A 26,265-nucleotide genomic window follows, 5' to 3' on the forward strand; every position below is an offset into this window, starting at 1 on the left:
CGGATCCCTGCTTGCGGAAATTCGGCAATGAGGCGGATCAACCAGCAGATTCTGCGCGGGGTACTCGTAAATACCGCCCTGGTGAGCTTTGTCGTGCTGTTGATGCTCGCCGTCGCCAAGATCAGCCAATACCTCAAGCAGGTCGCCTTTGGCGAGCTGCCCTTTGCGGCGGTGCTCTCGCTGGTCGGCCTGGCGCTGCCCTCGCTGATCTCCACCGTGCTGCCGATTGCCGTTTTTTTTGGAGTTTATCTCACTTTCAACCGGCTCTACCGCCAAAACGAGATGATGGCCATTGCCGGAGCAGGAGTGAGCCTGCGTCAGCTCGCCCGTCCCGCGATGCTGGCCATGCTGGCCTTTTTCATCCTGCAGCTTTTCATTTCCTTTTACTGGGCACCCGAATCGCAGCGTCGCATTGTGCGTGAGGCCAATGAATATGCCCGCCTGGCTGGGCTGGCGCTGATCCAGCCCGGGGCCTTCAACCGGCTTCCGGGTGGCCGCATTCTCTATCTTGGCGAGCCATTTCCCGAGCAGCCGGATCGATATCAGGGCGTCTTTGTCTACGAATCCGATGAAAATGGCGAGCGACTTTCCATCACGACGGCAACCTGGGGGCAGGTCAGCATCACGCCGGCAGGCGGGCTGGAGCTCATCTTGCTCGAAGGCCGGCGCTATATGGGCGTCCCTGGCAAACCCGGGTTCAAGGTGCTGGCCTTCGAGCGCTATCGGGTGCACCTGCCGCCCCCAGAGCTGAATGGCGTGCAGAATGGGCCCGGGCGCATGCCAGCGCGAAGCTCAACGGATCTGCTCGGGGTTGCCAATCAGACAGGGCCGGATCAGCTCGGCGCCTGGGCCGAACTGCAGTGGCGTATCGGCTGGCCGCTTCTGCTGCCCTTGCTGACCCTGCTTGCCATCCCGCTATCCTACACACCACCGCGCGGAGGCCGGGCCGGGGGCATCCTCATCGGGGTACTGCTTCTGTTGATCTTCAATAATCTGCTGCTTCTGGCCAAGAACTGGGTTGAAAAGGGACAGGCGCCTCTGCTGCCGGGCATCTGGTGGGTACATGGCCTGCTGCTTCTGGTCGCGCTTTATACCTTCTACAGGCGCAATGCCGGTCAGGAAATCTGGCCGTTTGGTTTTTTGAGGAGCTAGCATGTCTTCATCTTTGAATAGTCCCTCGGCAGGGGTTCAGGGCCAGCCACGCCTATTCACTCGGGCGGACCGCTATCTGGCCACAGGCGCGCTGCGCTACACCCTTGGCATGCTGCTGGGCCTGCTGAGTCTGTTTGTGCTGGCAGCCGTCATCGATCAGCTCGGTGACCTGGGCAAGGGCAAGTACAATCTGGCCCAGCTGGTGCAGTATGTGTTGCTGAGCATGCCGCGCATGGCCTACGACCTCATTCCCCTGGCAATCCTGCTCGGTGTCATGGCTTTTGTCAGTGTGCTGGCGTCGCACTCTGAACTGATTGCACTGCGCATGGCCGGCTGGAGTCTGTTCCGGCTTGCCCGGCCGCTGTGGCTGGTGGGTGGCCTGGCGGGCCTTACCATGTTTGCCCTGAGTGAGTGGGTGATTCCGCACAGCACGCCCTGGGCGGAGACAGTGCGCGCCAGCGCCCTGAGTCCCGGCAAGGTCCTGCAGATGCGTGGTGGCGAGATCTGGTTCCGGGAGCAGGACAGCATCTTTCGGGTACGCACCATCGAAGGGGATGGCAGCGTCCTACGCGGTGTGCTGGTGCTTTATACGCCAAGCTTTGCTGGTCTGCGGGGCGGCTATGTGGCAGAGAGCGGCTATTATGCGCAGGGGGCCTGGCATCTCAGGAATGTGCAGGAAACCCTGATCGGTGAGGACCGGCTGCGGATGCGTAGGATCCCGCAACTGACCTGGCGCAGTACCATCACTCCGCGCACCCTGCGCAGCTTTGCGCAGAAAACCGACATGATGACCCTGGGCGAAATCTGGTATGCCTGGCGCGGCATTCAGACGGAAGGCCTGAAATCCAATGAGCTGGGGCTGGCCTGGTGGCGGCGTCTGAGCTATCCCTGGGTCGGGCTGGTGATGGTCGCCGTGGCCCTGCCATTTTCTGTACGCGGCAGCCGTGGCGGCGGGGTGGCCTCACGTCTTCTGACTGGACTGTTCCTGGGGCTCGCCTTTCACTTCCTGAACCAGATGGGCGGCTACATCAGCGTGGCGGGCGGAATCCCGTCCTGGTTCTCGGCCCTGCTGCCCTTGCTGCTCTTCTCGCTCATTGCCTGGTATTTCCTGGCCAGGGCGCCATGAACATCTGACTTTCGGAATAGCGGTCGTGCCAGGTCATTCGCCGGGGATCGAAAAGCATCCAGAGAAAGCCAAGTCCTCCAAGCAGGGCCGCTGGCATGGCAACCACGAAGCGGAGCAGGGCCTGGTTGAGTGATATGAGCCGGCTCGCGTCGGCGTTGCGCAACTGGATGCGCCAGGCCTTCATGCCCGTGGTCTGGCCCCCATGGGTCCAGAAATAGGCAAAGTAGGCAAATGCCGTAAAGAGCAGTACGGTCTGAAAAACGGCCTTCGCCAGACCATGCTGGATTGCCGTGCCAACCAGGACATGCGCCACGAGCGTGTCAAAAATGAACAAACCGCCGAGCACGATCATGTCATAGACGATGGCGGCCATTCTGCGCCAGAGCGGGGCAACGGATGGCATGCCGTCAACAGGCGAAAAGGCATCTTTCATGCAGAAATATAATCCAAAGGTTGGATGGCCAAATAATCAGCGCTAAAGCATGCTTGCCCGCGTGTATCGGGGTAGCGGGCCTCTATTGCAGGTATCGGGTAATATACCACAGATGCTTGCAAGCATTCCGGCACTGGTGTAATTTCCTGACTTGCGGGCAGGAGGAGCCAGTCCGGATTCACCATCTGGTCGACTTGGTGCTTGGGTGTCCGCGGCAGTAGGTCTTTTGATTTTAATAACGAGGAATTGCAAGATGGCAACAGGTACGGTTAAGTGGTTCAATGACAGCAAGGGTTTTGGATTCATTTCCCCCGATGATGGCAGCGAGGATGTCTTCGTGCATTTCTCCGCCATCACCATGGAAGGATTCAAGACCCTGGCCGAGGGCCAGCGAGTAAGCTACGAAGTGGTGCGCGGCCCCAAGGGACTGCAGGCTGAGAAGGTGACCCAGGCTTAAGCTGACCACACCGTATCAGGAAATGCCCGGCCAGTTGCCGGGCATTTTTATTTTTGGTGTGGATCTTCGCCAAAAGCGTCGTTGCCGGCATCCAGTCGGGCCAGCAGGCGCAGGCCACCGATCACGCCCTGTATTTTGTGCGATAGCCTCGCTGGCCAGTCTGAGTCCTCCGTCAATTGCCAGCAGCGTAACTGAGCATGTGGCGCAAGGGGTAGGGCGCCTGCTGGCAGGGCACCCAGATGAATCACCAGGTCCGCCCAGTCCCGGTTTCCTGTCGAATCAAGGTTGCCTATATGGTCAGCGTAGCAGGTGCCCCGGCTTTCCAGCCAGTCCTGACCCAGTTGTGTGGCAATCTCCGAGGCTTGCCTGGCTTTTTCACGGTCGAGGGGATGGACGAAGAGCAGGCGGGCGCGACGTTTGTACATTGGAGCTCCGGTGGCGTGAACCGATGCGCTTTTTTAACACAGGGTGGCGGGCTGTGACAGCGTGACCATGGATCTAAGTGAATTCTTCGCCGAGGATGGGCACCTGGCCCGGTCCCTGGATGGTTTCTCGATGCGTGCCCAGCAGCTGGCGATGGCCGAGCGTATCTGGCTGAGCCTCGACAGTGGCGGCATGCTGATCGTCGAGGCGGGTACCGGAACCGGCAAAACGCTCGCCTATCTGATACCGGCGCTTTGCAGCGGCAAGAAAGTGCTGGTATCCACCGCGAGCAAAACCCTGCAGGATCAGCTCTTTGGACCGGAGCTGGCAAAACTTCGCAGGATGCTCGGCCAGCCGGTACGCGCGGTGCGGCTCAAGGGACGCCGTAATTACCTCTGCCGCTACCGGCTCGGGCTTTCATTGCAGTCTGCCGATGACTGCCCGCCGGCGCTGTTGCAGGATCTCCATCAGGTGGCGCGCTGGGCTGCCAGTACCCATTCGGGGGATATCGGAGAACTGTCCGGCCTTGCCGGGGACTCCGGGATCTGGCCCCTGATCACTGCAAGTGCCGAGAACTGCCTTGGCGCAAGCTGTCCTGACATGGAGACATGTTTTCTCATGCAGGCGCGCGAGTCGGCCTGGGAGGCAGACCTGGTGGTGGCCAACCATCATCTCGTGTTCGCCGATCTGGCCATGCAGCAGCACTCAGGCCGGGAAATCCTGCCGCCTTTCGATGCCATCATTTTCGATGAGGCGCACCATCTGCCAGAGGTGGCCAGTGCCTTCATGGGCCGGGATTTCGGTTCCCGGCATGTGGTGGAGCTGGTGCAGGACGTGCAACGGATGGCTCGCCAGGAGGCGCCCGACATGCCTGCGCTGACGCAGTCGGGGCAGGTTCTGCTGCTCGCGCTGCGTGACTGGCTTGCCGGGTTTGCGCCGGGGGAGCGCAAAAGCGACTGGCTTGATATAATGCTTGAACCCGAGCTGGCAGCCTCTACCGACCGGCTTGGTCACGCGTTGCGCAGCTTCCTGGCCCAGCTCGCCATGGGTGCTGAGCGCGGCCGTGGTCTGGAAAACTGTCATGGCCGGGCCGAGCGCCTGCAGTCCCTGCTGCGTTTCTTTGAGCGGGCCGACGACCCTGCCTATCTGTACTGGTATGAGACCAGCCGGCGTGATGCTTTGCTGCATGCCATGCCGGTCCGGGTGGATGACAGTCTCGCCGCCTTGCAGAAACCGGCGGGTCCGGCACTGATATTTACCAGCGCCACCCTGAGCGTGAACGGCGAGTTCGGTCATTTTCAGGAACGGCTTGGTTTGCATGCCGCAGATACGGCCCACTGGGAGTCGCCATTTGACTATGCCTCCCAGGCGCTGCTGTATCTGCCCCGGAATCTCCCGGATCCGCGGGAACCCGAGTTCCTGGCGGCCATGCTCGAAGCGGCTCTGCCTGTACTGCGGGCGGGGAGGGGGCGAGCCTTCATGCTCTTCACCAGCCATCAGGCCCTGCAGCAGGCGGCGGGCTGGCTGGCGGAACGGATCGACTATCCGCTGTTTGTGCAGGGCCAGGCGGGCCAGGCCGTGCTGCTGGAGCAATTTCGCCGTTCGGGCAATGGTGTCCTGCTGGGCGCCGCCAGTTTCTGGGAGGGCGTTGACGTGCGTGGTGCCGGTCTGTCCTGTGTCATCATCGACAAACTGCCATTTGCATCTCCGCAGGCCCCCCTGAGCAGGGCTTACGCCAATCACCTGAGGGCAACCGGACGCGACCCCTTTCGGGACGGCTACCTACCGCAGGCGGTCATTGCGCTCAAGCAGGGCGTGGGCCGCCTGATACGGGCTGTGGATGATCGTGGCGTGGCGATGCTCTGTGATCCACGCCTGCTGACAAAGCCGTATGGCCGCATTTTCCTGGACAGTCTGCCCCCCATGCGGCGAACGCGCGCGATCAAGGATGTACAGGCATTTTTCGATGCCGGGGACAGGCAGGAGGATCACTCTGATGTTGGACAATGACGCTACTGAACGGGATGATTCCTGGCGATGACCCGGTTGCTTGCCATCGAGACTGCCACCGAAGGCTGTTCGGTCGCCCTGCTGCAGGATGGCGAGGTCTCTCAGCGCTTCGCACTGGCGCCGCTGGGACATGCGGCCCTGATCCGGGACATGATCGAGCAGGTTCTCGCTGATGCGGGTCAGGCGCTTTCGGCTATGGATGCCATCGCCTTTGGCCAGGGTCCGGGTTCGTTCACCGGCGTGCGCATTGCCGTCAGTGCCGCCCAGGGCCTGGCGCTTGCAATCGATCGCCCGCTCATTCCCGTATCAAGCCTGCAGGCACTGGCCATGCAGTCAGTACATGACCGGGTGCTGGCGGCTTTCGACGCCCGCAAGGGCGAACTGTACTGGGCGGCCTTCGAGCGCAATGCGCATGGCATTCCCGTGCTGCTGGGCCAGGAGCAGGTCATTGCCCCGGAGAGAATATTGCTACCCAGAGAGCATGAATGGGCAGGCATGGGAACAGGCTGGGGCGCTTGCGGAGACAGTCTGGCCACGCAACTGGCCGACCGCTTGCTGCTACGTTGTCCCGAAGCCCTGCCCCAGGCCGCTGATGTGGCCAGGCTGGCGCTGCCTCGCTGGGAGGCGGGTCTGTATCTTGACGTGACAGAAGCTTTGCCGGTTTATATTCGCCCCTCGCAGGCAGAGGAGAACCGTGCCTGATGGAATTGCGACCCATGCGCCAGGAGGATCTGACGGCCGTTGCCCGGCTGGAGGCCAGGATCTGCATTACCCCCTGGAGCGTGGGCATTTTCCGCGACTGTCTGTTGAGCGGCTATGAGGGCTGGGTCTTCGACGATGCTGCTGCCGGGATCGTGGGTTACGGCATGTTGTCTGCAGCGGCAGGAGAGGCGCACCTGTTGAACCTTGGCATCCATGAGAAATTCCGGGGCAGGGGGCTTGGCCATCGTCTGACCCAGCATCTCACCGAGCGGGCTCGGGCGCTGGGTGGCCGGGTGGTCTTCCTGGAGGTGCGCGTCAGCAACCAGCTCGCGCAGTCCCTCTACAAAAAGATGGGTTTCCGCCAGATTGGCGTGCGCAAGGGCTATTACCGGGATCAGCATGGCCGCGAGGATGCACTGGTCCTGGCCCGGCGTCTGGATGCAGATGTCCAGCCCACAAGCGGAACACTATCGCTCAGGATTGAGAACGAACATGAATGACTTTGCACAAACCATTGAAAACACAAGCAGTCGCGGCGAAAGAGTTGCTGCAAAAGCCGCGTTGCGGCGTACCTTTGCCATCATCTCCCATCCGGATGCGGGCAAGACCACACTGACTGAAAAACTGCTGCTGTTCGGGGGCGCGATCCAGCTCGCCGGTACGGTCAAGGCCCGCAAGGCCAGCCGTCACGCTACCTCCGACTGGATGGAAATCGAGAAGCAGCGTGGTATTTCCGTCGCCAGTTCGGTCATGCAGTTTCCCTTCCGCGAGCATGTGGTCAACCTGCTGGATACCCCCGGTCACCAGGACTTTTCCGAGGATACCTACCGGGTGCTGACCGCCGTGGATTCGGCGCTGATGGTCATCGACGCGGCCAAGGGCGTGGAGACCCAGACCGTCAAGCTCCTGGACGTCTGCCGCCTGCGCGACACCCCCATCATCACCTTCATGAACAAGATGGATCGTGAGGCGCGCGATCCCATGGAGCTCCTCGACGAGGTCGAGTCCGTACTCAAGATCCAGTGCGCCCCGGTGACCTGGCCGATCGGCATGGGCAAGCGCTTTCGCGGTGTCTACCATCTGCTGCGCGATTCCATCCTGCTGTTTCAGCCCGGTCAGGAAAGTCGCAACCAGGCCATGGAGGTGATCGAGGGTCTCGACAATCCACAAATGGACGAACGCTTCGGTGATCAGGCCAGGGAACTGCGTGACGAAGTCGAACTGGTGCGTGGCGCCTCTCATCCCTTCAAGCTGGAGGCCTTCCTGGCCGGAAGGCAGACGCCTGTCTTCTTCGGGTCCGCCATCAACAACTTCGGGGTGCGCGAGATTCTCGATGCCCTGGTGGACTGGGCCCCGGGGCCGCAACCCCGTCAGACTACCACCCGGGCAGTCAAGCCCGATGAGGAGAAGTTCACCGGCTTCGTCTTCAAGATTCAGGCGAACATGGACCCGCAGCACCGTGACCGCATCGCCTTCCTGCGCGTCTGTTCCGGCCGCTTCGAGCGTGGCATGCGCATCCGGCATCTGCGCATGAACCGCGACATCCAGATCTCCAATGCCATCACCTTCATGGCCCAGGAGCGCGAACAGGTGGAGGAGGCCTACGCCGGTGACATCATCGGCCTGCACAATCATGGCAACATTCAGATTGGCGACAGCTTTTCCCTCGGAGAGGCCCTGCAGTTTACTGGCGTGCCCTATTTTGCCCCCGAGCTGTTTCGTCGTGTGCGCATCAAGAACCCCATCAAAGTCAAACAGTTGCACAAGGGTCTTCAGCAGCTGGCTGAAGAGGGTGCCACGCAGGTCTTCAAGCCGCTCAATGGGGGAGATCTCGTGCTCGGTGCGGTCGGGGTCCTGCAGTTCGAGGTGGTGGCCCATCGCCTGAAGGCGGAATACGGGGTCGATGCCGTGTTCGAGCCGGTCAATACCCATACCGCGCGCTGGATCAGTTGCTCCGACGCCAGGGTGCTCGCTGATTTCGAGAAAAAGCTCGCTGACCAATTGGCCCATGATGGTGCCGGAAATCTCGCCTATCTCGCCAGCTCGCGCGTGAATCTCGAGCTGACACAGGAGCGCTGGCCCCAGGTGACCTTCCATGCCACGCGCGAACATGCCGGCGGGCTGGGTTAGCCTGCAACTCGGCAATGATGCCCGCCAAAGGTCCTGTTCCGGCCTTGCCGATGCGAATTTAAGTCAGCGAATCCGGTCAAAAAAGCAGTTCCGATGGATTTGCCGTCGGGCGCGGCACAAACGCATTCAGCCGGAGGGCCGAAATGGAAAATATGGCAGGTTTCTGGTGGATGGTGCTGCTTTTCATCGTTTTTCTGGGAATCATCCTGTACGTGTTTCGCGCTGGTGCCAGCAAGCGTTATCGGGCGGATGCCGAGATTCCCTTTGAGGATGAAGCAAACTCGAAGCCGGACAGGACGCGTCGCTAGGCGGGACACTGTTCCGGAAAACCAGTGAGGGAGAGTTTTCATGGCCAATGAACAGAACAGTGAAGCAAGCAAGTCATCACCTGGACCCTTGCGGGGTTCGGTCTACGGCACCCAGATCCTTGCGGATGCCTTGCCAGGTCTGAGATTTCCGGCTGACAAGCAGACTGTGCTGGCGATGGCGGGCGAACAGGAGATCGAGTATGAGCCGGGGCGGCGCGCAGCATTGCGCCCCCTGATCGAGGAGGCGGCCCAGTCCCGCTTCGATTCCATGGCGGAGATCCTCAGCGCGGTCAGTCTGGCGCTGGACAAGCGGGGCGCCACCGAGTTCGATGGTCAGAAAGGGACCATTCACAACTGATCCCAGTCCCGGCCCGGCACCTCCTGTGCCGGGTTCGTTCCTCCAGGTTCCCGGCTTTGCCCCCGTTCCGGCAATCTGCTAGGATTTTGCCCTCATCCCCGACAATCAGCCATCCTATGCAAGCCGACCTGAAAGCCCTCGAGTTTGACGGCATCCGCCGCCTGCTGGAAAAGTTGTGCGCCACCCCGTTTGGCGCGGAAGCCGCACGAAACCTGGAGCCTGCTCCGGAGCTTGGCATTGCCCGACAGATGCAGGCCGCCGTGACGGCCGCCCGCCAGGGCCTCGATGCCGGTGACGGGCCACACATGCCCGAACTGCCGGACGTACGTGCCGCACTGCGCCAGGCCAGCAGCCCCGGTGCCGCATTGCCGGGTACGGCGCTTATGAACCTTCGCATGGTTATCGAGACCGGCATCAGGTTGAAGCCCTTCATCTCGGAGCGGCCAAGCCTCTACCCGGGCGGGCTGGATCATCTCGGCGGCGCGCAGGACCTCGTCAAGATCTTCGATGCAGCGCTGCTGCCCAGCGGGCGCATGCGTGAGGACGCCAGCCCGGAACTGGCCTCTCTGCATGGCGAACTCAAGCAGTTGCGCGAGGATGTCCAGAGCCAGCTGCGCGCGCGCATGCGCCAGCCCGACCTGGTCGGCTCCATCAGTGATCCGGACAAGGTGCACTGGCACGGGCAGCGCGCCGTCCTGGCCCTCTCCGGCGAACAGGCCGACAGAATCAAGGGCGTGCGGCGCGGGATCGGGCCGGCTGGCCGCGATTACTACGTCGAGCCCATGGAGGTGCTGGGTCTGAACAACCGGCTGGAAAGCGTCGGTGGCAAGATCGATGCCGAGAACCAGGTCAAGCTGCGCCAGATCACCGATGAAATCCGCGGCCGCCTGCCAGCCCTGAATCACCTGATGGATGCGCTGACCTGGATCGATCTGGCCCTGGCCGCGGGACAGCTTTCCCTTCATCTCAATGCCACGCCACCCGAACTCATCGACCGGCCTATCGTGGAGCTGCAGGGCGCCTATCATCCGCAGCTCCTGCTGGCCTATGCCAATCGTCAGGGTCCCCTGCCGCGCACGCTGAATCTCTGCATCGACGACCAGAAGCCGGTGCTGGTCATCACCGGGCCGAATACCGGTGGCAAGACCGTGGTCCTGAAAACCCTGGGCCTGCTGACGGTCATGGCGCATTGTGGCCTGCATCTGCCCACCGAAGGCGTCGCGAGAATCGGCAACTTCAGCCGGGTCATCGTGGATGTTGGCGACCAGCAGAGCATCGCCCATCACCTGTCCACCTTTGCCGGTCACGTCGAGGTGCTCAAGCGGCTGCTGGCGGAATCCGACGAGCGCACCCTGGTCCTGCTCGATGAACTGGGCACGGGCACCGATCCCGAGGAAGGCGCGGCACTGGCCATGGCCGTGCTCGATGAACTGTCGGAGCGCGGTGTGCACGGTGTGGTGACGACGCATCTTTCGCCCTTGAAGACCTTCGCCAGCCGGCATCCGCGGCTTGAAAATGCCTCGATGCGCTTTGACTATGAGCGTCTCGAACCGACCTACCAGCTCGAGATCGGCACGCCCGGTCGCTCGCTGGGACTGATCGTGGCCCGTCAGCGCGGTCTGGATGGTCCCCTGGTGGAACGCGCCCATGCCTATCTGGAAGAGATTGCACCGGGGCACGGCCAATAGACAGGCGTGATCCCGCTTTGTCCTGTGCCTATGACTATTGACGGAATTCCCCTGAAACAGTACTGTCACAGGTTGAATTCCACCGCAGAATTTCCGTAATAAGGCAAGGTCCGGCGAATACGCCATTTCTGGCGTTTACCGGCATGAATCTGGTGTACGATGCGTCACGTGATTTCCATCCTGCTTGAGAACGAAGCCGGCGCCCTGTCACGGGTGGCCGGGCTTTTCTCTGCCCGTGGCTACAATATTGAGGCCATGACCGTGGCGCCGACCAATGATCCCCGCGTTTCCCGCATGACGCTGGTCACGGTCGGTCCCGATAACGTCATCGAGCAGATCCTCAAGCAGTTGAACAAGCTGATCGAGGTGATCCGGGTGCAGGATCTCACCGAAGGTCCGCATATCGCCCGCGAGATGATGCTCGTCAAGGTCCACGCCGTAGGCGCGGATCGCGAAGAGGTCAAGCGTCTTTCCGACATCTTCCGTGGCAACATCATCGACGTCACCGACCGGTCCTATACCATCGAGCTGACTGGCTCCAGTGACAAACTCGACGCACTTCTGGAAGCCCTGGATGCCGGAATGATCATCGAGGTGGTCCGCACGGGCACCAGCGCCATCAGCCGGGGCGCCAAGGGTATCTGATGTCCCGGTTGCCCCGTCCTGTCGCCACTTCAGTCCATCTGCCGGCCAGTTGTAACACCCTGCGGGCCTGTCACTGGCTGAATCACCAATCAACCAACTTTTTAGCGATTTACCTCAGGGAGAAAGCATGAAGATTTACTACGACAACGATGCCGACCTGGCCCTTATCCAGGCCAAGAAAGTGGCCATCATTGGTTACGGTTCACAGGGTCATGCCCACGCCAACAATCTCAAGGAATCCGGCGTGGATGTCACGGTGGGCCTGCGCCCTGACTCCGCTTCCTGGCAGAAGGCCATCAAGGCCGGACTGGAAGTCAGGGAAACGGGCGAGGCCGTGGCTGGCGCCGATGTCGTGATGATCCTGGCACCTGACGAAACCCAGGGTGCTCTCTACCGCGACGTGATCGAACCCAACCTCAAGCAGGGTGCCGCGCTGGTGTTTGCGCATGGCTTCAATGTCCATTTTGGCCAGATTCAGCCGCGCAAGGATCTCGACGTTTTCCTGGTTGCGCCCAAGGGACCGGGGCACCTGGTGCGCTCCACCTATACACAGGGTGGTGGCGTGCCCTCCCTGGTGGCCATCCATCAGGATGCCTCCGGGCAGGCCCTGGCGCTTGGTCTTTCCTATGCCAAGGCCAACGGCGGCACGCGCGCCGGTGTCATCGAGACCACCTTCCGGGAAGAGACCGAGACCGATCTCTTTGGCGAGCAGGCGGTGCTCTGCGGTGGTGCCAGTGCGCTGGTCCAGGCTGGTTTCGAAACCCTGGTCGAGGCAGGTTATGCCCCGGAAATGGCCTACTTCGAGTGCCTGCACGAGCTCAAGCTGATCGTGGACCTGATGTATGAGGGCGGCATCGCCAACATGCGCTACTCCATCTCCAATACCGCTGAATACGGGGACTTCACCCGTGGTCCGCGCGTCATCACGGATCAGACCAAGGACGAGATGCGCAGGATCCTCAAGGAAATCCAGAACGGCGAGTTCGCGCGTGAGTTCATTCTCGAAAATCAGGCCGGCAAGCCCAAGCTGCAGGCCATGCGCCGCCTGGGTGCGGAGCATCCCATCGAGCAGGTTGGCGGCAAGCTGCGTTCCATGATGAGCTGGATCAACAGCGCCAAGATCGTCGACAAGAGCAGGAACTAAGCTGTCATCCAGGAAACAGGGCAGGGACCAGCAATGGTCCTTGTCCTGTTTTTGTCATGCCCCTGATTCCAGCATGCTGCCCGGCAAACTGGCAAAGCCAGGGGCTGTCTGCAGCACCAGACCAGAGGATGCATGCATGCAAAACATAGCTGGTTCCCATCGTTGGATCGCCCGCGAGGGTTGGCCCTTCATTCTGCTGTTCGCGGCCGCAGCCATCCTGATCCAGGTCTTTCTAGGCTTCTGGTGGGCGCTTCCTTTATATGTCCTGACCGCCTTTTCCATCAATTTCTTTCGAGACCCGGCGCGGCCCGTATCCACGGATCCCGAGGCCGTGGTCTGCCCGGCCGATGGCAAGGTGATCCTGGTGGAACAGACGCAGGATCCCTATCTCAAGCGGGATGCGATTAAAATCAGCATATTCATGAATGTCTTTGATGTGCATATCAACCGCATGCCCATCAACGGACAGATCCGGGAACGCTGGTATCATCCCGGGCGCTTTTTCAATGCCGCGCTGAACAAGGCCTCCCTGGAAAACGAACGCAACGCGCTCTGGGTACGAACGCCGGCTGGCCGTGATGTCACCGTGGTACAGGTGGCGGGACTGGTTGCCCGGCGCATCCTTTGTTACGTGCAGGCAGGCGATGCCGTAAGTCAGGGAGATCGTTTCGGCTTCATCCGCTTTGGGTCCCGCGTGGACACCTTTCTGCCCCTGGATACCGAGGTTCTGGTGAGTGTGGGCGATCGGGTTCGCTCCAGACAGGATGTGATTGCGCGTCTGCCCATGGCGGATCGGGTGAATGCCTAGACTTCAGACCAGTAAAGGAGCCGTTCTGGTGGAAAATACGCCGCGTCGCGGGGTTTATGTCTTGCCCAATCTCTTCACCACCGCCAGCCTCTTTGCCGGATTCTATGCCATCATCAAGGCCATTGGCGGTGATTTCCAGCTTGCGGCCTCTGTCATCTTCATTGCCATGGTGCTCGATGGTCTGGATGGCCGCATCGCTCGCCTGACCAACACGCAAAGTGACTTCGGCGCCGAGTATGACTCCCTCGCCGACGTGATTGCCTTTGGGCTGGCGCCATCAGTGGTGCTTTATCTTTGGGGGCTTTCAGGGTACGGCAAGATCGGCTGGCTGGGGGCTTTCGTGTTCACCGCCTGTGGAGCACTCAGGCTGGCGCGTTTCAACACCCAGGTCCACGTTGCTTCCAAGAGCCATTTTCAGGGCCTGCCCATTCCGGCGGCCGCCGCTACCCTCGCGGGCCTGGTCTGGGTGGCGGAAAGCCCGGAAGTATCGGGCTTCATCGATGATTTTGCCCAGCCCATCGCCCTGGCACTGGTGTATCTCCTGGGCCTCTTCATGGTCAGCAATTTCCGTTACAAAAGCTTCAAGGACGTGGATCTGCGTGGCAGGGTCCCCTTTGTGCTGGCGGTCATTGGCGTGCTGATCGTGGCGCTGATCGCCGTTCATCCGCCCCTGGTGCTTTTTGCTGCAAGCCTGACCTATGCGCTGTCTGGTCCTGTACTCACTCTGTTGCAAATGCGCCAGCGCAAGGAACAGCGGCGCTAGGGCGGTGAATCGGCATGAGCGATCTGGAACGGCAATATAAAGCCATGAGCATCGGCGAACGCATGGAACTTGCGCTCAGTGCGGACCTGCCGGATTGCTACCGGCCCTTTCTGGTTCGCGATCAGTGGATGCAGATCAAATGCTATTTCGCCCGCCGGCTGGATCTGCGTCCGCCCGAGATTGCGCAACTGCTCGCGGATCAGGATCACGTGATCCGTTTGTGCATCGCCAAGCGCATGGATCTCACGCCTGCACAGGTCGCGTGCTGCGTCAATGACCGCGATCCCAATGTGCGTTACTTCATCGCCAAGAGCCCCCTGCTCGATGAGACACAAAGGCAGCAGCTTCTGAACGATGAGGACGAGCTGGTCCGGGCCGCGGCCAGAAAGGGGCCACGCGAACCGAAGATCCGTGCCCGGCCCGGACAGGCTCCGCTGATTCGCTGAGGGTTCTTGCGGTACCGTCGGGCTTGCGCTAGGATTCCGTGCATGTACCCCATACCTACCGCATCCCCAGCTCACACCTGTGAGCCCGCGCGCTGGCAACATGCCTGCGCCTGGGCCCTGCAATTGCGCTCGCCTGTCGTCTTTGCCGGCCTCCGACTATCTGTCCTGCTGCACTAGTCTTCTCCAGCCCTTGCCAGGGTTTTCAGCACTGTATTCATTTTCCGGCCCCCACGGCCGGATCTGTATCTGGAGGACGGTCATGAGTGACCATTTGATCATATTCGATACCACGATGCGCGATGGCGAGCAGTCGCCCGGCGCATCCATGACCAAGGACGACAAGATCCGTATTGCCAAGGCGCTGGAGCGCCTGCGCGTGGATGTCATCGAGGCCGGTTTCCCGGCCGCGAGCAACGGGGATTTCGAGGCAGTTCGAGCCGTGGCGGAAACGGTGCGCGACTCGCGCATCTGCGCGCTGACCCGGGCACGCGAGGCCGACATCATACGCGCCGGCGAAGCCCTGAAGCCAGCCGCGGCCAACCGCATCCACACCTTCATTGCCACCAGCCCGATTCACATGCAGGCCAAGCTGCGCATGACGCCGGAGCAGGTGCTGGAAGCGGCGGTCATGGCGGTGCGCACTGCGCGCCAGTTCACCGATGACGTGGAGTTTTCCGCCGAAGATGCCGGGCGTTCTGACGAGGACTTCCTCTGCCGTATCGTCGATGCCGTCATCCAGGCGGGCGCGCGCGCCATCAACATCCCCGATACGGTCGGCTACAACCTGCCGGATCGCTTTGGCCAGCTCATCCGCAATCTGCGCGAGCGCGTTCCCAACAGCGACAAGGTGATCTTTTCGGTGCACTGCCACAATGATCTCGGGCTGGCGGTGGCCAACTCGCTGTCGGCGGTACAGAACGGCGCGCGCCAGGTCGAGTGCACCATCAATGCCCTGGGTGAACGGGCCGGCAATGCCGCGCTCGAAGAGATCGTGATGGCGGTGCGTACGCGCCGAGATGTGTTCACTTGCGATACGCGCATCGATACCACACAGATCGTGCCGGTTTCCAAGCTTGTCTCCACCATCACCGGGTTTCCGGTGCAGCCGAACAAGGCCATCGTCGGCGCGAATGCCTTTGCGCATGAATCCGGCATACATCAGGATGGCGTGCTCAAGCACCGCGAGACCTACGAAATCATGCGCGCCGAGGATGTCGGCTGGAGCACCAATCGCATTTCGCTGGGCAAGCTTTCGGGCCGGGCCGCGTTTCGGGCGCGCTTGCAGGAGTTGGGCATCACGCTCAATGACGATCGCCTGAATGCAGCCTTTGCCCGCTTCAAGGACCTGGCGGATCGCAAGAGCGAGATCTTCGACGAGGATCTGCAGGCTCTGGTGAGCAACGAGGTCCAGACCAGCCTTGCTGAGCATTATCGGCTCGGTTATCTCAAGGTCTGCTCGGAGATGGGTTGCCGTCCCGAGGCGACGCTGGAAATGCTGGTGGATGGGGTGGAGAAAACCAGTCATGCCAGCGGCAGCGGGCCGGTGGACGCCACTTTCAAGGCGATCGAGGCCCTTGCCAATTCCGGGGCGACCTTGCTGCTGTATTCAGTGAACGCCATCACCACCGGCACCGATGCCCAGGGCGAGGTCACGGTGCGGCTTGAAAAGGCCGGGCGTGTGGTGAACGGGCAGGGCGCAGATACCGACATCGTCATCGCCAGCGCCAAGGCCTACCTTAACGCCTTGAACCGCCTGGCTCAGCCCAGTGGGCGGAAGCATCCTCAGTTGTAGCCGACTCAGCCCTCCTCTGGAGGGCTTTTCAATAAAAAAGGAGAGAATATGCAGGTAAGGCAGTTTGCCCTGGGTATTTTTCTGGCACTCGCTGCAGGGCCAGTTCTGGCTGACGGGGAACACTGGGGCTATGCCGGGCAGGACGGGCCCGAACACTGGGCGGAGTTGAGCGAGAAGTACGCCACCTGCGCCAGCGGCAAGCATCAGTCACCCATTGATATCGACAAGGCGGTGATGGGCGATGCAGCGCATCTGGCATTTGATTATCATGATGCCCCGCTGCATATCGTCAACAATGGCCATACCATCGAGGTGGACATTCCGGCCGGCAACACCCTGCGCGTGAATGAGCACCGCTATGAGCTGGTCCAGTTCCACTTTCACACCCCCAGCGAGGAAGCTTTCCACGGCAAGCATTATCCGATGGTGGCGCACCTCGTGCACAAGGATGCCGAAGGGCATCTGGCAGTAGTCGCGGTGGAATTCGAGCGCGGAGGGCAAAACCGGGCCTTGCAGCCCATCTGGTCTCATCTGCCCGTGAAAGCCGGGGAGGTGCATGATTACAGGAACATAAAGGTGCATCTCAAGCAGTTGCTGCCCACACATAAGATGCACTACGCTTTTGAAGGCTCGCTGACCACGCCGCCTTGCACCGAGGGCGTATCCTGGTTTGTCATGGAAAAGCCCGTGAGCATCTCAAACCAGCAACTGGCGAGCTTTCAAAGGCTTTACCCCAATAATGCACGCCCGATCCAGGCCCTCAATGGTCGCGTGATCCACGAAGGTCGCTGAAGCACGTGGCTGGCTGGCCAAAGGGTGCTTCCCCGCTTCGGCCACTGCTGTTATACAAGTCGCCAGAGTACTGCTCTGGAGATAGGGGGAGATGGTTCGCATGAGGGAAGGATTGCTGACCAGGTCCGGGGAGTTCGGCGGCATGCTGGCGCAGGCGCCGGCCGGTACTGGCCCGGTGTTCCCGCAGATCCCTGATCTGCCGCTTGTGATCTTTTCCTCTGCCTCCTTCGCTCTCCTGTTTTCCGTGGGCGTGGCGGTATTCCTGTTCATCAAGAGCGGGGAAAGGGCCACGGCGCAAACCGGCATCCGGTTCTTTTTCCTGCAACTCCTGCTCGGGCTGGTCTGGCTGGTCTTGCTGTTTTTCCTGCATCTCCCTGGCTGGGCATTTGCCGTGGTGCTGGTCCAGTGGGTGGTTCTGCTGCAGACCATTGTTATTTTCTGGCGTCGTCTGGCAGTGGCGGGATTCCTGCTTTTGCCCTATTTTGTCTGGGTAAGCCTCATGGTCTGGTTGCTTGGTAGTCTATGGCGCCTGCAGCCCTGATCCTGAAAAGTATTCATGATTCCGGGCGTCTCTGATAGGGCGCCTTTCATTTGCTCAATCTGAGCGCATTTTTGTCGATAATTCAGGTTGTTTACATGTTTTTCAAGAACCTTCAGCTGTATCGCCTTACCAAACCCTTTCACATCTCCCCCAGGGATCTCGAAACTCACCTGAGCGCGCTGGCTTTCAAGCCCTGCGGGCGCGTCGATCTGTCCAGCACGGGCTGGGTATCGCCGCTGGGGCGCCAGGGCCGGGTACTGGTCCATGCCGCGCAGGGACGCCTGCTGCTTTGCGCGCAGAAGGAAGAAAAGATCCTGCCGGCCGCTGTCATCAAGGAATTCGTGGACCACAAGGCCGAGGAGATCGAGGCGCAGCAGGGCCGTAAGGTCAGGCGCAAGGAACGGGACGCCCTGCGCGATGAGGTGATGCAGGACCTACTGCCACGCGCCTTCACCCGCAGCAGCCAGACGTGCGCCTATATCAGCCCGGAAAAGGGCTGGATGGTGATCGATGCCGCCAGCGCAAAGAAGGCCGAGGATTTCGTGGACCTGCTGCGCCGCAGTATCGATGGTTTCCAGGCGCACCCGCCGGTGTTGCAGGGCAATCCGGGTGCAATCATGACGCGCTGGCTGGCCGGTGAGGAAGATCTGCCCGCGGGCTTTGAGCTTGGCGACGAGTGTGAACTGGTGGAAGCGGGCGAGGAGGGGGGCATCGTGCGCTGCAAGCGCCATGATCTTGCCGCCAGCGAGATCATGTCTCATCTTCAGGCGGGCAAGCAGGTCAGCCGCCTGGCCCTGAACTGGACGGATCACCTGTCCTGTGTGCTCGGCGACGATCTGCTCGTGCGCCGCGTGCGTCTCGACGATGTGCTGCGTGATGAACTGGAAAAAACGGATGACGCCGCGGCAGAACTGGATGCCATGTTCGTCCTGATGAGTCTGGAATTCGATGCCTTTCTTGAGCAGCTTCTGGGGATCTTCAGCGAGCAGGTGCCAGACACGACACGGCTGGTTGCCAATGCCTGAAGGGCGCTTGCCGTCGGGGAAATCTGCTATAGAATTTATAGGTGACCCTGTTCATGACGGCTGGCACACACGCAAGGAGCGACACATGAAGGATAGACCGAGACCTCATCAGGATCATCTCGTCGCCTGTCAGGTTTGCCTCAGGGAGGTGCCGAAGTCAGAGGCGGCAAACGCTGAAGCCGATGATTACGTGCTGTACTTTTGTGGGGTGGACTGTCATCAGGCATGGAGGGAGCAGGAGGACGAGGCCAACAAGTGATCCGCAACAGGAGGCCGTTCTTTCGTGCTGATCCGCTGTTCGGGTCTGGCGCGCCCTTTTTTTCATGAGCAGTCCAGGCAAGCCTGCCGGTAACTGGGACCAGCGTCTTTACCGCGTCCTGCTGCGCACGCTGCTTGCGGGTTTCGGGCTGTATCTGCTGGTGGGCTTCCTGCAGGACATTGCCCAGGTACTGCTTTTCCTGGCTTTTGTCCTGATCTTTGCCCTGGTGCTGAATGCCCCGGTAACCTGGCTGGAAAATCATGGTCTCCGGCGTGGCTGGGGTTCCTTCCTGGTCATTCTGGTTTCCCTGCTGCTCGTGGGGCTGATTGGCTGGCTGATCATTCCTGATCTGGCCGAACAGGTTTCAGGCCTGGCGAATGATCTTCCCAATTATGCCAATGCCATCGCCGAGCGGGTATCAATCCTCCTGGACAACAATCCCCGGATCCAGGAGGAGTTCCAGCAGTTTCTGAACGCCGAGGCCGCCGGGCGACTCATCCCTTCCCTGCAGACCCTGCTATTCAAACTGGGCGAGTATTCCCTGAACCTGGCCAGTGCCATGATTTTCGGGGTGATCTTTGCCAGCGCCGTGATTTATGCCCTGATTTCTCCCCGGCCGCTGCTCGAGGGTTATCTCCTGATGGTGCCGCCCGCCTTGCGGGACCGCGCAGCGTGCGCCTTTGCCCGGGGCTCCCAGATGGTCATTGCCTGGCTCTGGTCCAATGCCATCATCGGTGGGATCGAGGCGGTGTCCATCATCGTCTTTCTCAGCTTCATGGATGTGCCCGGCGCCTTCGTCTGGGGGGTGCTGGCGTTTTTTTCCGAGCTGGTGCCAAAACTGGGCCCCTACATCATGACCATCCCGCCGGTGCTGGTGGCATTGGCCATCGATCCGCAGACGGCTCTTTGGGTGGCCCTGTTCTATATCGTCCTGCAGGAGATCGCGGGTGATGTCATCGGGCCAAAGATCCGCCAGAGTCAGATGAACATCCACCCGGTGGTGCAACTGGTCTTTCTGCTGATCCTGATCCAGTTCTTCGGTTTCTGGGGGGCGCTGATCTCGATGCCGCTGACCGGTTTCATCATTGCCTACTATGATGAATTCTATCTTGCACCCCAGGCGCCTGATCCTGGCAACGATCAGCGCGTGGAAGACATGCTGCAGGCCCGGATCACAGCGGATGATGGAGGAAAGGGCTGAACCCCGCCGATGGGATGATTCAGGCGGCGGTTGGTGGTATTTTGGGGGTTTGTCCCGCCAGGACCATCCGGGAGTTTTGCAATGCTGCATGTCAGATGTTTTGCCAGTGTCCGTGAGGAACTTGGCTTTGGTGAACTTGAACTGCCGCTGCCCGGGCAGCAGGCGACCGTGGCCGACGTGCTGCGGGCGCTTGAAGAACGGACGGGCAAATCCCTGGCCGGGCGGCATCTGCTTGCCGCGGTGAACATGACTCATGCCCAGCCTTCCCAGCCGGTGCGGGATGGGGATGAGGTTGCCTTTTTCCCGCCGGTCACAGGAGGCTGAGATGCGCGTCAGGGTGCAGGCAGAGGACTTTGATCCCGGTCAGGAAATCGCGTCCTTTCCGCAGGAGACAATCCGGGCGGCAGGTGGCGAGGTCAGCTTCGTTGGTCTGGTGCGGGATTACAGCGAATCCAGCGACATCCTTGCGATGGAGATCGAGCACTATCCGGGCATGACCGAACGGGAGCTGGAGCGGGTTTGCGCCGAGGCCGCCCAGCGTTACGAAATCCTCGATTCGCTGGTCATTCACCGTTATGGCCGGTTGCTGCCCGCGGATCGCATCGTGCAGGTGACGGTCTGGTCGCGGCACCGGGCGGCGGCCTTCGATGCCTGCCGCTATATCATCGATGAGCTGAAGACCCGCGCGCCCTTCTGGAAACAGGAGGTCACGCCGGCTGGCAAGCGCTGGGTCACGGATTGTCCCGGCTGCCGGGCGGGTGCGCATGGCCAGGCGCATCAGCATCATCATCATGATTTCGGGCCGGCTGGTTCGCAAGGACATGAATGAAAAGGAGAGAGAATGCCTTCCTTTGACGTGGTATCCAAGGTTGATCTTCAGGAAGTGGACAATGCCCTGAACCAGACCATGAAAGAGATCGGCACCCGTTACGACTTCAAGGGTTCCAAGGCCAAGGTGGAGCGCAATGAGGAAGAGCTTACGCTGAGCGCCGAGGACGATTACAAACTCGGCCAGCTCGATGACCTGCTGAGTCAGCGTCTGGTCAAGCGCAACATCGATCTGAAGGCCCTGGATCGGGGCAAGGTGGAGAATGCCGCTGGCAATGCCGTGCGTCAGAAGATCAAGGTCAAGGTCGGCGTGGATACCGAAACCGGGAAGAAGATCGTCAAGTTCATCAAGGACAGCAAGCTCAAGGTGCAGGCCTCGATTCAGGGCGATCAGGTCCGTGTGACCGGCAAGAGCCGCGATGACCTGCAGACGGCCATCGCAGCGCTTCGTGGGGAGGAGTTTGGTTTGCCCCTGCAGTTCACCAATTTCCGGGATTGAGGTCTACGGCCGCCACGCGGGGCTTGCCTGTTGCCGAGCACTGCAGGCCGGACTGCAAAGCGGCTTGAACGATGCTGACGCTTGACTGCGATACCCTCTAGTCCTCATGGTCACTGGCTTCCATGTTCCAGATCAGATGGCCATCCACCAGTAGCAGATAATGCGCAAGCAAGGTTTCGATCTGGGCCTTGTTCGCGGCTAGCTGGGCACTCAGGGCCTGGCGGCGCGCCAGCAAGAGGGCTTGCAGATCCGCTTCGCCCAATTCATAGGCACGCTGCATGAGCTGCGCATTGTTGCGCATGGCCTGGGCGGCGCGATCCGCTGCCTGCCAGCTCTGATAGGTCCCCTGGGCCTGCGCCAGGGCCGCGCTGATCTCTGTCTCCACGCTACGGGTCTGCAGGTTCAGTTGCGCGCGCGCACCCTGCACGAGACTTTCGGCACGCGCTGCCTCCAGGCGCCGGCGATCACCGGGAATCGGTATGCTCACACTCAGCCCCAGAATGCGTTCCGCGCCACCGAACTCGGAGGCGGCATAGGCCCCGAGCGTGGGATCGGGTATCCGTTCCGCGCGCGCGCGGCGGGCTTCGACCACAGCGCGTGCAAGCTGCGCCTTTGGAATGAGGAGCTCATGGCTGTGCGCGAGGATGCGTTCGCGCCAGAATGCCGGATCATTTTCCAGCGGCCGGGGGTTGCCAAGTGGCGAGGAAACCGCCTGAATGCCGGGAAAGCGGCCCTGCAGACGCGCCAGGGATGTGGCACGCCCAGTATCGGCCTCGTTTTCCGCGCGTCGAAGTTCCTCAAACTCGGCCTCGGCCAGATGGACATCCAGGCGGGCGGCATCACCGGCCTTGAAGCGCTTTTCCACCGCCCTGAGATTCTCCTCGGCGGCAAGACGCTGGGTAGAGAGCAACTCGCGCGTGGCTTCGGCGCCGCGCCAGCTCAGCCAGAGCCTGAGCAGTTCCCGGCTGGCCTGGTGGAGCGCATCCCCGTAGCGGGCATCCATTTCGGCCACGACCTGCTGGCCGATACCTCGATCCAGCGCGGCCTTGCCCGGCAGTCGCACCGGGCGTTCGATGCCGACGCTCCATTCGCCGTAATTGGATCCACCGCGCAGGTCGCGCTGCTGGCCGCTCAGGCGCGTGCTGAATTCATAGGGGCCGGTTGCATACAGTTGCGCTTCCGTGCGTCCTGCTTCGAGCGCCGCGCGGGCGGCGCGCACGCCGGGATCCTGATCCAGCACCTGGCGGGCGAGGGTGGTAGACGGCAGGTCGGGGGGGGGCGGGATCTCCTGGGCCTGAACCGTGACGCTCAAGAAGCTGGCCAGGAGGGATAGAAGAAGTCGTTTCTTTGACATCAGATCATCCCTCGCTCAAGGACAGGGCTCAGCCAGAAAGGGATACCTATGCCCGGCAGCTGCTGGCGCAGGCGCGCGAGCAGGGCGTCCGCATCCTGCCGGCTGAGGATGAGTTGTACCTGGACCTGCCGGGTGCGACCGAGCACCTGTTCGGCAGTGTTCAGGTCGCCGGGGTTGGCGCCATGGCCAAAAACCGACGTGCTGGTGAAGGCGCTGGTCTCTGGCGCAGTGAGCAACAGGTCCAGCACCTGCTCTTCCAGGGTGGGCGCGAGAATCATGGTGAGGCAATACGATGTTTCAGACATGCTGGACATCCTTTTTAGCATGGGCGAAGCGCAGATAGAGGATCGGCAGGATCACCAGGGTGAGTAGCGTGGCCGTGATCAGGCCGCCGATCACCACGATTGCCAGTGGTCGCTGGATCTCCGAGCCGGGGCCACTGGCGAAGAGCAGGGGAAGCAGCCCGAAGGCGGTGATCGAGGCGGTCATCATTACCGGGCGCAGACGCCGTTGCGCGCCGGTGACCACCAGATCCCGCAGGGCAACACCCTCGGCATGCAACTGGTTGAAATAGCTCACCAGCATGACGCCGTTGAGTACCGCGATACCCAGCAGGGCAATGAAGCCGACCGAGGCCGGCACCGACAGGTACTCGCCGGAGAGCCAGAGCGCGACGATGCCGCCCACCAGGGCGAAGGGAATGTTGCTGAGCACGAGCAGGGCCTGTCTCAGCGAGCCGAAGGTCGAAAAGAGCAAGAGAAAGATCAGCCCCAAAGCCACCGGCACCACGATGCCCAGACGCTTGGCGGCGCGCTGCTGGTTCTCGAACTGCCCGCCCCAGGTGATGTGATAGCCGGTGGGCAGGTCGAGCTTCTGTGCCGCCAGTTGCCTGGCCTCGTTGACGAAGCCGACGAGGTCGCGCCCGCGCACGTTGCTGATGACCACGCTGTAGCGATTGCCCATCTCGCGCTCGATCTTCACCGGACCACCGGTGCGCTCCATGCTGGCAATGGCGGACAGTGGCACGTTCTGTCCTTCTGGCGTGGTGATGCGCAGGGCGGCGAACTCCGCAGGCGACAGACGCAGGTCTTCCGGCCCGCGAATCAGCAGAGGCGTACGCCGCACGCCCTCGATCACGCTACCAGCCTGACGGCCCTCGACCTGCGCGCGCAGGGCGTCCTGCACCGCCTCGACGGACAGCCCCAGGCGCCCCGCGGCCAACCGGTCCACATTCACCTGCAGGTACTGGACGCCTTCGTTGCGCACGGTGTAGGCGTCCTGACTGCCGGGAATGGTCTTGAGCAGCTCGACGAGTTTCGTCGCCAGATCATTCAGGGTGTTGAGGTCGGGTCCGAAGATCTTGGCCGCCACGTCGCCACGCACGCCGATGATCATTTCCGACACGCGCATCTCGATCGGTTGCGTGAAGCTGTAATTCACCCCCGGCAACTGGTCGAGCACCTTGCGGATTTCACCGATCAGGGCCTCCTTGCTGTCCATGCGCCATTCGTCACGCGGTTTCAGTACCAGAAAAGTATCGGTCTGGTTCAGTCCCATGGGATCGAGCCCGATTTCATCGGAACCGGCGCGCGCGACGATACCCTTGATCTCCGGAATGCGTGACATCAAGGCCTGCTGAATCTTCAGATCCAGTGCCGCCGTCTGTTCCAGGCTCACTGAGGGCAGCTTCTCGATGCCAATGATAATGTCACCCTCATCCATGGTCGGCATGAAGGTCTTGCCGACCTGGGTGTAGACGAAGGCCGCCACCCCAAGCATCAGCACGGCGCCAATTGCAACGCTCCGCTGATGTACCAGCGCCCAGTTGAGAAGCGGGGTATAGCCGCGCAGAAGCTGACGTGGCAGCCAGGGTTCCTCATGCTTGACGCGCTTGAGCAGAAAGGAAGCCAAAACAGGAATGACCGTGAGTGATAGCAGGAGGGAGCCTGCCAGGGCAAAGACGATGGTCAGGGCGACCGGAATGAAGAACTTGCCTTCCAGGCCCTGCAGGGTCAGCAGCGGCAGGAACACGATGATGATGATCAGGATGCCGGAGGTGACGGGCGCCGCGACCTCGCGTACCGCGCGATAGATGATGTGCAGGCGCGGCAGCTTGCCGCTGGAGGGATCGTGCGCCAGGTGCTGCACCACGTTTTCCACGACCACCACCGCGGCATCCACCAGCATGCCGATGGCGATGGCCAGCCCGCCGAGGCTCATCAGGTTGGCCGACATGCCGACAAAGCGCATTAGAATGAAGGTGATCAGCGCCGCCAGTGGCAGCACCAGGGCCACGGTGAGTGCTGCGCGCAGGTTGCCGAGAAACAGCGCCAGCAGGATCAGTACCAGGACAACGGCCTCCAGCAGAGCTTCAGAGACGGTGCCCACCGCCTTGTCCACCAATCCCGCACGGTTGTAGAACACCTTGATCTGAACGCCCTTGGGCAGGCTGGGCTGGAGTTCCTGGAGCCGTGTCTGTACCCCATTCACTACCTCGCGGGCATTGGCCCCGGCCAGACCCAGCACCAGGCCCTCGACCGCCTCGCCTTTGCCATCCTGCGTGACGACACCATAGCGAGTCAGCGCCCCGATGCGGATTTCGGCCACGTCGCCCAGCCTGACTGGCACGCCATCACGATTGGTCACCACCAGGGCCCGCAGATCCTCCAGGTTCTTGATGCGCCCCTCGCCCCGTACCAGCAGGACTTCGTCGCCTTCGCTCAGGCGTCCCGCGCCGTCATTGCGGTTATTGGATTGGATGGCCTGGGCGAGCGCTTCCGTGGAGATCCCGGCCGCAGCCATGCGGATGGGATCGGGAATCACCTCGAAGCTGCGTACCAGTCCTCCCAGGGCATTGACGTCGGCCACGCCGGGCACGGTGCGCAGGGCCGGGCGGATCACCCAGTCGAGCAGGCCGCGTCTTTCCATCAACGAGAGATTGCCGCCCTCGATGGTGAACATGAACATCTCGCCCAGGGGTGTGGTGATCGGCGCCATGCCGCCACTGATGCCGGCAGGCAGATCAGCCTGGATGCCGTTCAGGCGCTCCGATACCTGCTGACGCGCCCAGTAGATATCCGTGCCGTCCTCGAAATCGATGGTGACGTCCACCAGGCCATATTTCGTGACCGAGCGCAGCATGCGCTGCTTCGGAATCCCGAGCATTTCCACTTCGATGGGGAGTGCTATGCGGGTCTCGACCTCCTCGGGCGTCATACCCGGAGCCTTCATGATGATCTTGACCTGGGTGCTCGAAACATCCGGAAAGGCGTCGATGGGCAGGTTCTGGAAGGAGAGCCAGCCGGCGCCGGCCAGCAGGACCGTGGCGAGCAGGACGAAAAGCCGTTGGGTGAGGGAAAACTGGATCAGGCGTGCAAGCAT

The 26,265-nt window shown here is 61.4% G+C and carries 29 protein-coding genes; 24 read left to right on the plus strand and 5 right to left on the minus strand.

Annotated features, from left to right (window positions below; genetic code table 11):
• Positions 1-27 precede the first annotated feature (27 nt).
• Together lptF and lptG are read left to right on the plus strand one after the other, a co-directional pair.
• Positions 28-1,152: an LPS export ABC transporter permease LptF gene (gene lptF, locus WOB96_RS03470; RefSeq protein ID WP_341369880.1), complete on the plus strand. Its 1,125-nt coding sequence runs from the start codon at positions 28-30 to the stop codon at positions 1,150-1,152.
• Between the two features lies 1 nt (position 1,153).
• Positions 1,154-2,278 carry an LPS export ABC transporter permease LptG gene (gene lptG / locus WOB96_RS03475; RefSeq protein WP_341369881.1) on the plus strand — a complete coding sequence of 375 codons (1,125 nt, stop codon included), beginning with the start codon at positions 1,154-1,156 and terminating at the stop codon, positions 2,276-2,278.
• On the opposite strand, the gene WOB96_RS03480 is transcribed toward lptG, so the two are convergent.
• The gene (locus tag WOB96_RS03480; RefSeq protein ID WP_341369882.1) at positions 2,244-2,711 is read right to left on the minus strand and encodes an RDD family protein; all 468 of its coding nucleotides are present in this window, start codon (positions 2,709-2,711) and stop codon (positions 2,244-2,246) included. The two genes, lptG and WOB96_RS03480, sit on opposite strands and share 35 nt — an antisense overlap.
• 253 nt (positions 2,712-2,964) lie before the next feature.
• On the opposite strand from WOB96_RS03480, the gene WOB96_RS03485 reads away from it, so the two are divergent.
• Positions 2,965-3,168 carry a cold-shock protein gene (locus tag WOB96_RS03485; protein ID WP_341369883.1) on the plus strand — a complete coding sequence of 68 codons (204 nt, stop codon included), beginning with the start codon at positions 2,965-2,967 and terminating at the stop codon, positions 3,166-3,168.
• A 47-nt stretch (positions 3,169-3,215) separates the two neighbouring features.
• Here WOB96_RS03485 and WOB96_RS03490 read toward each other — a convergent pair whose 3' ends face one another.
• Entirely contained in the window at positions 3,216-3,593 is a 378-nt protein-coding gene (locus tag WOB96_RS03490; RefSeq protein WP_341369884.1) for a hypothetical protein, read from the minus strand.
• A gap of 67 nt (positions 3,594-3,660) precedes the next feature.
• Between WOB96_RS03490 and yoaA the strand changes: the two genes are divergently transcribed.
• The 21 genes from yoaA to WOB96_RS03590 all read left to right on the plus strand — a co-directional run bounded on the left by yoaA (position 3,661) and on the right by WOB96_RS03590 (position 21,530).
• Positions 3,661-5,601, plus strand: a complete 1,941-nt coding sequence (gene yoaA, locus WOB96_RS03495; RefSeq protein ID WP_341369885.1) for a DNA repair helicase YoaA — start codon at positions 3,661-3,663, stop codon at positions 5,599-5,601.
• 27 nt (positions 5,602-5,628) lie between these two features.
• Positions 5,629-6,303: a tRNA (adenosine(37)-N6)-threonylcarbamoyltransferase complex dimerization subunit type 1 TsaB gene (gene tsaB / locus WOB96_RS03500; protein ID WP_341369886.1), complete on the plus strand. Its 675-nt coding sequence runs from the start codon at positions 5,629-5,631 to the stop codon at positions 6,301-6,303.
• On the plus strand, positions 6,303-6,803 hold the full coding sequence (rimI, locus tag WOB96_RS03505; RefSeq protein WP_341369887.1) for a ribosomal protein S18-alanine N-acetyltransferase: 501 nt from the start codon (positions 6,303-6,305) through the stop codon (positions 6,801-6,803). Before tsaB ends, rimI begins: the two co-directional genes overlap by 1 nt.
• Complete coding sequence (locus tag WOB96_RS03510) at positions 6,796-8,433, plus strand: peptide chain release factor 3 (protein ID WP_341369888.1); 1,638 nt, start codon at positions 6,796-6,798, stop codon at positions 8,431-8,433. The genes rimI and WOB96_RS03510 overlap by 8 nt, the downstream gene beginning before the upstream one ends.
• A 143-nt stretch (positions 8,434-8,576) precedes the next feature.
• Positions 8,577-8,741: a cbb3-type cytochrome c oxidase subunit 3 gene (locus WOB96_RS03515; RefSeq protein ID WP_341369889.1), complete on the plus strand. Its 165-nt coding sequence runs from the start codon at positions 8,577-8,579 to the stop codon at positions 8,739-8,741.
• Positions 8,742-8,781: 40 nt separating this feature from the next.
• The gene (locus WOB96_RS03520) at positions 8,782-9,099 is read left to right on the plus strand and encodes a DUF5789 family protein (protein WP_341369890.1); all 318 of its coding nucleotides are present in this window, start codon (positions 8,782-8,784) and stop codon (positions 9,097-9,099) included.
• Between the two features lie 116 nt (positions 9,100-9,215).
• A complete protein-coding gene (locus tag WOB96_RS03525) occupies positions 9,216-10,787 on the plus strand; it encodes an endonuclease MutS2 (RefSeq protein ID WP_341369891.1) in 1,572 nt (523 codons plus the stop codon).
• 159 nt (positions 10,788-10,946) lie between these two features.
• Positions 10,947-11,432: an acetolactate synthase small subunit gene (gene ilvN / locus WOB96_RS03530; RefSeq protein ID WP_341369892.1), complete on the plus strand. Its 486-nt coding sequence runs from the start codon at positions 10,947-10,949 to the stop codon at positions 11,430-11,432.
• Positions 11,433-11,559: 127 nt separating this feature from the next.
• On the plus strand, positions 11,560-12,576 hold the full coding sequence (ilvC, locus tag WOB96_RS03535; protein WP_341369893.1) for a ketol-acid reductoisomerase: 1,017 nt from the start codon (positions 11,560-11,562) through the stop codon (positions 12,574-12,576).
• 136 nt (positions 12,577-12,712) lie between these two features.
• Positions 12,713-13,384: a phosphatidylserine decarboxylase gene (locus WOB96_RS03540; RefSeq protein ID WP_341369894.1), complete on the plus strand. Its 672-nt coding sequence runs from the start codon at positions 12,713-12,715 to the stop codon at positions 13,382-13,384.
• A 28-nt stretch (positions 13,385-13,412) separates the two neighbouring features.
• Complete coding sequence (gene pssA / locus WOB96_RS03545) at positions 13,413-14,147, plus strand: CDP-diacylglycerol--serine O-phosphatidyltransferase (protein ID WP_341369895.1); 735 nt, start codon at positions 13,413-13,415, stop codon at positions 14,145-14,147.
• A gap of 14 nt (positions 14,148-14,161) precedes the next feature.
• Positions 14,162-14,593, plus strand: coding sequence for a hypothetical protein (locus WOB96_RS03550; RefSeq protein ID WP_341369896.1), 432 nt, complete (start codon positions 14,162-14,164; stop codon positions 14,591-14,593).
• A 259-nt stretch (positions 14,594-14,852) separates the two neighbouring features.
• Entirely contained in the window at positions 14,853-16,385 is a 1,533-nt protein-coding gene (locus WOB96_RS03555) for a 2-isopropylmalate synthase (RefSeq protein WP_341369897.1), read from the plus strand.
• Positions 16,386-16,433: 48 nt separating this feature from the next.
• The gene (locus WOB96_RS03560) at positions 16,434-17,177 is read left to right on the plus strand and encodes a carbonic anhydrase (RefSeq protein ID WP_341369898.1); all 744 of its coding nucleotides are present in this window, start codon (positions 16,434-16,436) and stop codon (positions 17,175-17,177) included.
• Between the two features lie 100 nt (positions 17,178-17,277).
• Positions 17,278-17,718 (plus strand): tryptophan-rich sensory protein, encoded by a 441-nt coding sequence (locus tag WOB96_RS03565; protein WP_341369899.1) that lies wholly within the window; start codon positions 17,278-17,280, stop codon positions 17,716-17,718.
• 95 nt (positions 17,719-17,813) lie between these two features.
• Positions 17,814-18,743 (plus strand): recombination-associated protein RdgC, encoded by a 930-nt coding sequence (gene rdgC / locus WOB96_RS03570; protein WP_341369900.1) that lies wholly within the window; start codon positions 17,814-17,816, stop codon positions 18,741-18,743.
• An 85-nt stretch (positions 18,744-18,828) separates the two neighbouring features.
• Positions 18,829-19,002, plus strand: coding sequence for a DUF3330 domain-containing protein (locus WOB96_RS14445; protein WP_423229716.1), 174 nt, complete (start codon positions 18,829-18,831; stop codon positions 19,000-19,002).
• Positions 19,003-19,066: 64 nt separating this feature from the next.
• Positions 19,067-20,203: an AI-2E family transporter gene (locus WOB96_RS03575; RefSeq protein WP_341369901.1), complete on the plus strand. Its 1,137-nt coding sequence runs from the start codon at positions 19,067-19,069 to the stop codon at positions 20,201-20,203.
• Positions 20,204-20,284: 81 nt separating this feature from the next.
• Positions 20,285-20,527: a molybdopterin converting factor subunit 1 gene (gene moaD / locus WOB96_RS03580; protein WP_341369902.1), complete on the plus strand. Its 243-nt coding sequence runs from the start codon at positions 20,285-20,287 to the stop codon at positions 20,525-20,527.
• 1 nt (position 20,528) lies between these two features.
• Positions 20,529-21,032 carry a molybdenum cofactor biosynthesis protein MoaE gene (locus tag WOB96_RS03585; protein ID WP_341369903.1) on the plus strand — a complete coding sequence of 168 codons (504 nt, stop codon included), beginning with the start codon at positions 20,529-20,531 and terminating at the stop codon, positions 21,030-21,032.
• 12 nt (positions 21,033-21,044) lie between these two features.
• Positions 21,045-21,530, plus strand: a complete 486-nt coding sequence (locus WOB96_RS03590; protein ID WP_341369904.1) for a YajQ family cyclic di-GMP-binding protein — start codon at positions 21,045-21,047, stop codon at positions 21,528-21,530.
• Positions 21,531-21,627: 97 nt separating this feature from the next.
• Here WOB96_RS03590 and WOB96_RS03595 read toward each other — a convergent pair whose 3' ends face one another.
• Genes WOB96_RS03595 through WOB96_RS03605 form a run of 3 tightly spaced genes read right to left on the minus strand, consistent with a single transcriptional unit; the run spans position 21,628 to position 26,265 of the window.
• Positions 21,628-22,884 carry a TolC family protein gene (locus WOB96_RS03595; RefSeq protein WP_341369905.1) on the minus strand — a complete coding sequence of 419 codons (1,257 nt, stop codon included), beginning with the start codon at positions 22,882-22,884 and terminating at the stop codon, positions 21,628-21,630.
• Entirely contained in the window at positions 22,884-23,189 is a 306-nt protein-coding gene (locus tag WOB96_RS03600; protein ID WP_341369906.1) for a DUF3240 family protein, read from the minus strand. The genes WOB96_RS03595 and WOB96_RS03600 overlap by 1 nt, the downstream gene beginning before the upstream one ends.
• Positions 23,182-26,265 (minus strand): efflux RND transporter permease subunit, encoded by a 3,084-nt coding sequence (locus tag WOB96_RS03605; protein WP_341369907.1) that lies wholly within the window; start codon positions 26,263-26,265, stop codon positions 23,182-23,184. Before WOB96_RS03605 ends, WOB96_RS03600 begins: the two co-directional genes overlap by 8 nt.

Source organism: Thermithiobacillus plumbiphilus (assembly GCF_038070005.1).
Classification (GTDB): Bacteria; Pseudomonadota; Gammaproteobacteria; order Acidithiobacillales; family Thermithiobacillaceae; genus JBBPCO01.